This window comes from Pseudoalteromonas sp. (genome assembly GCF_041629635.1).
Taxonomy (GTDB): Bacteria; Pseudomonadota; Gammaproteobacteria; order Enterobacterales; family Alteromonadaceae; genus Pseudoalteromonas.
On the sequence record NZ_JBFKMX010000133.1, the window covers coordinates 1 to 9,744 of the forward strand.

Sequence of the window (9,744 nt, forward strand, 5' to 3'; positions counted from 1 at the left end):
AAGCTTTAATGGTGCACCATGGCGACATATTGCGATTTTACGAAGCGAAACCTTGTTTATGCCAGATGTAGTTGCACGCCTTGAACAACATTTTTTATGGCGCAAAAAACACAATGTGCTTTCAGACACCACCATTCTTAGCGACAGCTTCAGTGAAAACATTTCTAAACAGCAAATTCATCGCATGTTTGAAAAACTCGATATGCCCCACTTTTTTGCAAATGACTTAGATGCTGCTTTAAAGCAGATCAATGAATTAAACGCGCTTTAATAAATTTACATAACCTGATGTGCAGTTATGTATAGAAAAAACGTTTGCAACATCTACACATGTAGAGATATGATATATCTACAAATGTAGATATACAATTAACTTATGGCCCTTTCAAATTTTGAACTAGAAGTGATGCAGCTATTTTGGCAACACAAAGAAGCCAGCGCACCTCAAATACATAAATTGGTTGCCCAAACGCGAGATGTAAAATACAGCACCGTTAAAACCATTATCGATAGACTTGAGAAAAAAGGCAGCTTAAAACGCAGCAAGACCCATGGTCGTACAATTTTTTATGCACCAACCACAGAAAAGCAATCAGTCAGCGTGCCATTAATTAAAGATTTTATAAATAAAGTGTTTCTTGGAAAAAGCCGCCCACTCGCGGCGCATATTTTAGAACAAGAAGAGCTCTCCATGGATGATATTGAGTATTTAGAATCCATTTTAAAAGAGCGCAAAAAGGACTTAGGGAAATGATTGTTTATTTGGTGATAAATACCTTTGTTACTTTGCTTGCACTGGCTTTATTAAAATTTACGCATGGATCAAATAACGTTAATTACTCACTAACGGTATTTGCGTTATCTGTTTGGCTTTTACCTTACCCAATATTAGCTGAAATACTGTCTTCAAATAACTTGGTAAGCCCTGTAATTTTGTCACAAACACTTACAACGATTAGCCAACAACAAGATAATTTAAACCGCTATTTAATCGATTATCAGCAGTTGTGTTCAATTGCGCTATTTGCCTGTTTTTTAATAGGCTTATGTATCTTCGCTACGCGCTTAAAAAATCAATTAAGTAGACAAGCAATTATCAAAAGTAGTAAATCATTCCGCTATTGTAGCGCGCTCTCCGAGCAATTTAATACTTCGGTATATCGTGCAGATAATGTACCAAGCGGCATGCTAATGGGCATTTTTACCAGCAAGATTGTGGTCGCTAATACTATATCCCAACCTAATCAGCTAGCACTGATTATTAATCACGAAAAAACCCATCAAACAAGAAAAGATAACTTACGCCTAATGCTATTAACCCTAATGGAAAGCCTTTTTTGGTGGAACCCACTAGTTAAAAAAGTATGCGCACATACCCGCTTTTATATCGAAGCTCTGTGTGATGAACAATGTGCTAAACAATACGGCCAAACCAAATACCAACATGATTTTGCAGAGTTAATTTTACACAATCATCAAAGCCAAAATTTATCATTCAATTGCACTGCAACATCAAACAAAAATAACAATATTCAACGATTAAAGCGTCTCAAGGAGCAAAGAGAAATGACAATAAAAAACAAACTAGTTTATACACTGACAATCACAACTGCTTTATTACTAATGACTTGGCACACAGTTGCCCTAGCAACACCAAATAATAATCATCAACCTAATGACTTAGGTGCGCTTGTTAACTTTGAGTTGAATGTGACAGATCGCACTGATACCAATCAACCAAGCATTCATTCCTCAAAAATGGCCATGTGGATCAATTTTGACGAAAAAGCAGCATTTAAAATTAGTGATAAATTTCATTTCAACTTTAAAGTTTCTCAGCGAAGCGATGTTGCTGACGTTGAAATCGAAATACTTGAAGTTACAGCTTCCGGTAGAAAAATTGTCGCAAAACCAAAATTGTCCGTTGCCTTTAACCAACAAGCAAAAATTGAAATTGACAACTATCAGTTAAGCGAAAACGCCTATGCAATTTCTTTTGTACCGAGCAAGGCAAAAAAGCCGGAATAAGTTGTTGTGCCAACAGTGGTTGAATCGATTCGCTTATGACGAATCATTCAATTTCATCTGTTGTGGTTAGACTTAATTTGGCAAGTTGTTTTGAGTCTAGTAGCGAATGTAACGCTATCCTTAGATAGAGGAGGCGTTGCAAAACCATTATCAACTTACAAAATGCAAGTCTTGGCTCAATGAGTATCTCTATTTTTAGCGATTTTAGACTTGTATAAATACTTAAAAACTAATTTTAATATATGTACTTACACTTAAACTTTATCTTATAAAGAGCTTCATCTATTATCTAGGTATAAAGTCCAACTTTTTGTTAGATAATGTTTTTTTCAAATTACACTTTACGCTCTCGGGTAGTTGCTTTTTTCATTAGTTTGTTGTTATTGAGCTCCGTTAATTTTGGAATAATGATTTATTTAGAAAATGAGTCATTAGAAGACTTTGAAAGAGTAACCATAACTAATGACCTGCTAATGTTAAAAGGAAGCCTGTTAACCAATATTCTCGATGCAGAAACAGGGCAAAGAGGTTTCTTATTAACGAGTAATAACGATTATTTAGAGCCTTTCAATAGAGGAGTTGCTGATGCAAATTTGAATTTAAAAATGCTTCAACAATTAACGAGATCTGATAAAACACAACAAGATATGTTGTTACAAATTGAAAAGCTAATGAGTCAAAAGTTTTCCGAGTTGCAAAGTACTATCGATTTACACTATGCCAAAAGGTTTGATGAGTCTCTTGCTATCGTTAATAGCGATAAGGGAAAATTGTTTATGGACGAAATAAGGTCAAGACTTCAAACCTTTAATAATAACCTCATTCAAAAACGAACCTTGCAAAAGTTAGACTTCATCAATTTACAGGAAAGTATACGCCTGTTCTTTATTTTAGAATCCATTTTTTTTGCTATTGTATTGCTGCTCATAGCTTCAATCGTTTCCAAAACAATTCTAAAACCAATTCATAATTTGACCACTTCAGTTAAAGCTTTTGAAATTGATAAACAGTTTATTCCGGTTCAAGTAAACACTGGTGACGAAATTGGCATTCTTAGTAAAGCTTTCAACAAAATGGCTCAAAAAGCCACTTTCAAAAGCCGAAATCTGCAAGGGGATTTTAAACGAGTTAAACAGGAACGTGACAAAGCTCTGGTAGAATCAATTTCAGATCCACTTACAGGGCTTTCAAACAGAAAGTTCATGGAAGTGGAGTTGAACAAACTAATTCAATCAAGTAAACGCTATGGGACAGATTTAAGTCTGATGATTTTAGATTTAGATCATTTTAAGCAGGTGAACGATTATTATGGCCATGTTGTAGGTGACATTGTGTTAAAGGCTGTTTCCAAGGTAATAAAGCAAGCTATGCGCGCTAGTGACTTGACAATCCGGTATGGTGGTGAAGAGTTTATTGTCGTTATGGACCATACCTCATCCGATGAGGCTGCAATAAAAGCGGAAATTCTTAGGCAGCAAATCGAAAATTTGGAAATTGACGAGTTAAAAGGGAAAAATATCACTATAAGCATTGGAGTTACCCAACTAGACCAAGAAGACACCTCTCTAGAAAGTTTTGTGGCTAGAGCTGATGAAGCTTTGTATAAGGCAAAAAATTTGGGAAGAAATCAATGCCAACTCATTTAGGTGTTCTGGTCTATTGCGTTTAACTAAAAATGTCATAATTGGTGATGAGTTGATAAAGGGTTGCGGTAGAGGAATCGATCAAACGCGTTTAAAATTAAAACTTATAGCAACAGCAAGGCCACTCAACACAGTAAAAAGCAACATTACTGCCACCAGCGAAAACTGGGCAATCACCCCTGCAACAAAACCCAAAATAATTAACACCAAGCCAATTAAACTATTACTTACTGCAACATAATCGGTGCGCTTATTGCCTTGTGCCATATCAACTAAATAGGTTTTACGCCCTTGTCTAACACCTTCATGTACCACCTGCAATGAAAAGAATAGCACTAAGTAATACAGGCTATGATTTTCATTCAGCCACATTAGTGTCGCTGCAACCGCGCAAATTACACTATTAATAAATGCAGTAAAGGTGATTAAAGATTTACTGTTTTTATCCGCCAACTTTCCCCAAATACGACCACTGATAAAACTTGCAATACCACCGAGTAAAATTAAACCGGCAAGCGAAACATGGCTTGAGGTTTGGTTGGCTTGCGCCATTAAAACAAAATAGGGCGCAGCAAGGCCTGAGCTTATCATTAAGCTTCTGACCATCACAAAACGAAGAAACTGTGGGTCGCTTTTTAACAAATACAAGTTGCTTTTAAGAACCGATTTAGTATCCGATTGTTTATCTGTATTACCTACAAACTCTTTAATCGCACCAAAACTAAGCGCACTTAACAAAAAACAACAGGCTCCAAATCCGAGTAAAACATCTACACCACCCAATTCACTATCACGAAAATATAAGAACACAGCTAAAACTATACTTGCTAAGCCTGCGATACTTGCAGCAGTACCTGAGAGCGTTCCGCGTTTACTTTTATCGATAGTTTTACCAAGCACATCTTTATTGGCAATAGATGAAATTGCGCGGGACAAGCTAAACACCACTGTGAGTAACACAATAGCGATACCAGCACTGATGTCTGTAAAATTAAGCGCAACATACAATAAGGCAATTACAATTGCGCTTTGTAGTATCGCACCATAAATCAAAAAGTGTTTACGTGTGGGAAAACGGCGAATATAAGCGCCAAGCATAATTTGCGGCAACATCGAGCCTGACTCGCGAATTGGCACTAATAGCGATGTAAGAAACACCGGTGCGCCAGTGCTTGCCATCATCCAAGGCAATACTACTTTTGCACTTGTAAGCGCGTCGGCGATTTTGCTAAACACTAAAGCCATTAAAAAAAGCAGATAATTGCTATGCTGCACTTGGCATGCGTTATCACTGAGTGCACTACACTTTACGTGTTTATTGGTGTTTAGCTTTGCATGGAGTTTATCGTTTAACTTTGAAAAATAAGGCATAGATCCTTTTAAGGTAAGGCTATTTAATAAGGTTGTTTCAGTAATACTACGCGGTGATTACACTAACCGATCAAACAGATAACTGCAGCACCAAGCAATATTTACCTATTCGCCATTGGATGATCGGCATTTAATTGCAACAGATCCCAACGATTACCGTATAAATCTTCAAATACTGCAACAGTGCCATATGGCTGCTCTTTAGGCTCACGAATAAAGTGAATACCAATTGCTTTCATACGTTCATAATCACGCCAAAAGTCATCGGTATTTAAAAATAAAAATACCCTGCCACCAGCTTGATTGCCAATAAACGGTGCTTGCTCTGGCTTAGATGCTTTTGCAAGTAACAAGGCTACCCCATGTGAGTTTGGCGGGGCCACTACCACCCAGCGCTTATCTTGTTCAGCTTGACAGCTGTCTTTTAACAGCTCAAACTTGAGCTTATTTACATAAAAATCAATTACTTCATCGTAATCTTTAACAACAAGCGCAACGTGTACAATAGTCTGTTTTATAGAAGTTCTAAACGATTTTGAATGCCGGAGCGTGTTAACCTTTTCGGTCTAAATTCTGTTCAAATCCATAGCATTCTGATCACGGCGTCGCTTGGTAGGCTTAGTGAACAAAAGTAAAAAACATAACGCTATGGGATGAACCTAACTGGCAGCGTTTGTTTTGCATTTATACTATGTTGCCCTACATGGATGTAGGGTAAGGTGACTTTGCAGGAGCACAAAGTCTTTATCGCTCATTTATGTAGAATACTACACTACAATCGCTCTGCCTTGTCTAAATACCAAACAAACTGCCGCAGAAATTGACAGAAAAGCTCAACACGCTCTAATTCTAGATATTAAATAAGGTGTCTGACAATTTAATCGTTAAAACTACAAAAGCGGCCTAAGCCGCTTTTGTTTTTTAGCAATAGGTCAATTGCTTTGAATTATCGTTCTCGATTTATAAACCGATAAAGTATTTCTGCTTCAGAAAATGAGATATCAAGTAAGCAATGCTCAACTAATAATGAATACAATTGCTGTGCTGAAGTGATGGGATACACAGCTTGTTCATTTTCAGTATCATCAAAAAAAGTAACTTCACGGTTGCGAATTAACACCCGCTCGTTTTCCATAACGCGAGATACTACAAGGTTATTCACAAATGCTGCTCCTTCGAATTGTGAACTATAAAAATGCCCAATATTGCAATCCATTTCTGTAAACTCAGCTAAATCAAAGCGGTATAGGGTAATAGGCTCTGCATTTGTTGGTGTATATTCAAGCCGATAATGATTATTAGCCATTGCTTTAATGGTGTAACGCCCGCTGATGGTATCAATAGTGGCATTTTTTAGCGGCACAATAAAACGTGGGTTCATAACGCCAAAACCCACATCTACAATGTATTTTTCGCCTTCAAATTCTAATAAGGTAACACGGTGTAATCGGCCATTGCCCTCGTTACCATCAAGTAACACTCGAGTAATGAGAGGCCTAACATTAAAGCCAAGTTGCTTTAATACCACATACATTACTTTGTTATGTTCAAAGCAGTAACCGCCGGTTTTATTAAAGACTAGGCGCTCAAATAAGGCTTGTGCATCAAGTGATAAGTTAGCATTTAAAATCACATTGCTACTGCTAAAGGGTAACGCTGCAATATGCTGCGCTTTAATATGGCTGATAAGTGAAAGCCCAATAAGCGATGTATTGATGTTTAATTGAGTTAAATATTTTTCGACTAATTGCTCCATCGCTTATGTCCTATTTATTTAAAACAGTATTAAATTTGGCTAACACGTTATCTTCTAAATTAAATCCTTCACGGCAGCTGACATGTAAATGTGCCAAATACTGCATATCAAAATAGGCAAACACTTTCTCAAAAAAGCCATTGAAAATGGGGCATAACTCATCACTTGCCGAAGTTGCCATTACAAATGCCGGCTTATGTGCAAGAGAGCGTGCTTTAATTTTAAGGGCCTTTACATCGGTAAGTTCAGTAATGCGATCAATTAAGGCTTTTATTGTTGCTGTTGGTGCGTGCCAATAAACTGGTGAAGCAAAAATTAACTTATCTGCTGCCAATATTTTCTCAACTAACGGGTAAAAATCATCTGTTGGGTAATTATTTTGATAGTTGTAAGGGGTAATTGTTAGAGCATCAATATCAATCACCTCTAAGCTATGATGTTTTGCAACTTCCTCAATTAATTGCGCGGTATTACCTTGCTTATTTGCACTTGAAAATAAAACTAACTTTGTCATGTTTGGCAGTCCTTTTTAAAATTTCCATGCACTTTAAAATCTCAACTATAGTTGAGGTAAAGGACTATTTTAATAAATTTCAAGGCACTCTATTTATCTAAGAGTGCCTCATGAACTCTTGCAAACAGATGTTACTCAGCAAGCAGTGAGCGAATTGAGCTATTTAAGTGCTTTCTACTGACAAAAACACCGATCCCAGTGATAACCATTAAGATACAAACTAACGTCATGCCAAGCCAGATAAAATCTGGCACATAGTTAAGTGAAAATTGTGATTTATAAATCAGTTGCCCCGCTAAATAGGTGCCGATAATTGCACCTGTCGCGGTAATAAACGCGGTGACCAACCACTCAATTATATTTAACTGTAAACAGGTTTTTCGGGTAAAGCCAAAGCTTAAAATAATGCTATTTTTCTTCTGCTCTTTTGGTTCAACCGCTTTAATAGAAGCAATAATCACCACCAAGGCTAACAGCGCAATCATTACTGCAAAGCCTGCTATTACTTGAGTAACCATCGCCAATGTTTTATCAAAACGTGCAGTAATTTCTTTTAAACTTACCATACGCAAGGTAGGAAACTGCTGCCACAATGGTGCAAGTAACTGCCATTGAGTATCTGCAAGTTCAATACTGGCCATAGTGTAATGCGGCGCATCTATAAACTGTGTTGCAAGTTCCGGTATTTGCACCCAAAAGGTGATAGAGCCTGCGCCCGGTTTAAACGCATGGCTTGCACTTATCGTAAAGTCATACGCTTGTTGATTAATATAAAATGTCAGTGTATCGCCAAGCTTAAGCCCTAAGTCTGTCATTACCTCTTGCTCAACAGATACTAGCTGCCAGTTTTGCGTCTCTTTTTGCCACCATTTACCGCTTTCTAAACGATTATTGCTTGGTACCGTTTCATTCCAGTGAAGACGAATTGCATGGCTAAACGTTGCCAAACTATCACTTGGTTTATCGCTAAACTCATCGAGCGATAAATCATTTATATGAGTGAGCTTTGCATTAAGGTAGGGTTTTACTTGTCTAACTTTAATGCCTTCTTCAGCTGCCCAATTTTCAATAAACCCCATTTGTTTGCTGCTAGCTTGAGAGATAAATACGTTGCCGTCATGCTGGCGTTGATACATCGACATTGTTTGACCAAGGTCGCGTAATAACATCAGGGTAAATAGTAATAAAAATGCACATAGCCCTACGCCCAAAATTTGCGTACTTTTACTGACTAAACGCTGCTTCATCATAAATAATGAAAAAGGCACTAAGCCTGAAAACTGAGATGTGACCTTTTCACCAAAAGTTAATCCCCCCCAGCTCATTAACAACATAATCGCCACAGTTGAAAGCACTGCAATTAACATCATGGCGGTTAAAAGCGCGTTATCAGAATAGATAAATGCCACAATAAACAGTACTAAGATACTCGCAACTTTACTTAGGCCAGTACTCATTGCATTGCTATGACCAATAAATTGCTTTGCAACACTATTTTTAATTAGTGCAAACCATACTGGCGCTTGAAAAATAGCAAAAATAATCATCACTGCAGTCACTGATTTAAGTGCTGGTTGCAACTGCCAATGCCAAGTTAAATTTGTAAAGGTGCTCGTTAAAAACTGAACTAAACAATAGTGCCCAGCCATCGACAACAGTAGCACAACTGGCAGCAGCACAAGTACACCAATAAACCATTTAAACAGCGAAATTTGCATACAGCTTGCTTTGCTTGCACCTAGGCTCATACATAGTGCGCTAAAGTAGCGCTCTTTTCGCATTTGCACTTGTGCTAACTGCTCTATCGCGATTGCCGCCATAAAAAATAAGATAATCGAGGCAAGTCCCATAAAATTTTCAGTACGTTGCCAAAAACGTGCAAGCGGATGCTCACCTTGTTTGTGAAAGATCTGAGCCGCTGGTAAATGTGTTTTATGCCATGCAATTAAAGCATTGCGTTGCTGGGTATTGGCAGCGATTAAATAGCGATACTGCACTAAGTCATCAGCAAAATTAAGCGCGGTTAAATCGTGTTGATTTATCATTGCGCGCATTGCAACAGAATGACCTTCCATTAATCGGTCGGGTTCGTGTTGAAGCACTCGCTCAACTCTAAAGCTCTGATTTCCAATTTGCAGCTTTTCGCCTGGGGAAATTGCTAAACTGGCAAGTAAGCGTGCATCAAGCCAAATAGTGCCTGGCTCAGGGCCATGTTTACTTACTTCCCCCTCTGATTGTAATGAAGCTGAGCTGATTAATTCTCCTTGCAGCGGGTAATCACTGCCAACTGCTTTTAACTGAGCCTGTTGATACTGCCCGTTATGGGTAAGCGTGGTGTTAATTTGCTGTGTCACCACCACCTTGGATGCGATTTGGTTTACGCGTGTAAACTGTGTGTCATTAAGCGCTTGTTTTTGACTTATCACCACATC

At 37.9% G+C, this 9,744-nt stretch carries 9 protein-coding genes; 4 read left to right on the forward strand and 5 right to left on the reverse strand.

Features of this window, described 5'->3' with window-relative positions:
* From ABYD77_RS15345 to ABYD77_RS15360, 4 genes are all read left to right on the forward strand, one after another.
* On the forward strand, positions 1-271 hold a 271-nt coding region (locus ABYD77_RS15345; RefSeq protein WP_372770996.1), incomplete at its 5' end, for a hypothetical protein.
* A gap of 105 nt (positions 272-376) precedes the next feature.
* Positions 377-754, forward strand: coding sequence for a BlaI/MecI/CopY family transcriptional regulator (locus ABYD77_RS15350; RefSeq protein WP_372770997.1), 378 nt, complete (start codon positions 377-379; stop codon positions 752-754).
* The gene (locus ABYD77_RS15355) at positions 751-2,028 is read left to right on the forward strand and encodes a M56 family metallopeptidase (protein ID WP_372770998.1); all 1,278 of its coding nucleotides are present in this window, start codon (positions 751-753) and stop codon (positions 2,026-2,028) included. Before ABYD77_RS15350 ends, ABYD77_RS15355 begins: the two co-directional genes overlap by 4 nt.
* A 407-nt stretch (positions 2,029-2,435) precedes the next feature.
* A complete protein-coding gene (locus tag ABYD77_RS15360) occupies positions 2,436-3,674 on the forward strand; it encodes a diguanylate cyclase (protein ID WP_372770999.1) in 1,239 nt (412 codons plus the stop codon).
* 78 nt (positions 3,675-3,752) lie between these two features.
* Here ABYD77_RS15360 and ABYD77_RS15365 read toward each other — a convergent pair whose 3' ends face one another.
* From ABYD77_RS15365 to ABYD77_RS15385, 5 genes are all read right to left on the reverse strand, one after another.
* Complete coding sequence (locus ABYD77_RS15365) at positions 3,753-5,042, reverse strand: MFS transporter (RefSeq protein ID WP_372771000.1); 1,290 nt, start codon at positions 5,040-5,042, stop codon at positions 3,753-3,755.
* A gap of 101 nt (positions 5,043-5,143) precedes the next feature.
* Complete coding sequence (locus ABYD77_RS15370; RefSeq protein ID WP_372771004.1) at positions 5,144-5,560, reverse strand: VOC family protein; 417 nt, start codon at positions 5,558-5,560, stop codon at positions 5,144-5,146.
* Positions 5,561-5,988: 428 nt separating this feature from the next.
* The gene (locus tag ABYD77_RS15375) at positions 5,989-6,798 is read right to left on the reverse strand and encodes an arylamine N-acetyltransferase (protein WP_372771001.1); all 810 of its coding nucleotides are present in this window, start codon (positions 6,796-6,798) and stop codon (positions 5,989-5,991) included.
* Between the two features lie 10 nt (positions 6,799-6,808).
* Complete coding sequence (locus ABYD77_RS15380) at positions 6,809-7,312, reverse strand: flavodoxin family protein (protein ID WP_372771002.1); 504 nt, start codon at positions 7,310-7,312, stop codon at positions 6,809-6,811.
* Positions 7,313-7,443: 131 nt separating this feature from the next.
* On the reverse strand, positions 7,444-9,744 hold a 2,301-nt coding region (locus ABYD77_RS15385; protein ID WP_372771003.1), incomplete at its 5' end, for an ABC transporter permease.

Bases quoted from the DNA above. Each gene is read 5' to 3' on its own strand.
- ABYD77_RS15365 (WP_372771000.1), bottom strand. From the start codon at position 5,042: ATGCCTTATTTTTCAAAGTTAAACGATAAACTCCATGCAAAGCTAAAC.
- ABYD77_RS15350 (WP_372770997.1), top strand. From the start codon at position 377: ATGGCCCTTTCAAATTTTGAACTAGAAGTGATGCAGCTATTTTGGCAA.
- ABYD77_RS15380 (WP_372771002.1), bottom strand. From the start codon at position 7,312: ATGACAAAGTTAGTTTTATTTTCAAGTGCAAATAAGCAAGGTAATACC.
- ABYD77_RS15375 (WP_372771001.1), bottom strand. From the start codon at position 6,798: ATGGAGCAATTAGTCGAAAAATATTTAACTCAATTAAACATCAATACA.
- ABYD77_RS15360 (WP_372770999.1), top strand. From the start codon at position 2,436: ATGATTTATTTAGAAAATGAGTCATTAGAAGACTTTGAAAGAGTAACC.
- ABYD77_RS15355 (WP_372770998.1), top strand. From the start codon at position 751: ATGATTGTTTATTTGGTGATAAATACCTTTGTTACTTTGCTTGCACTG.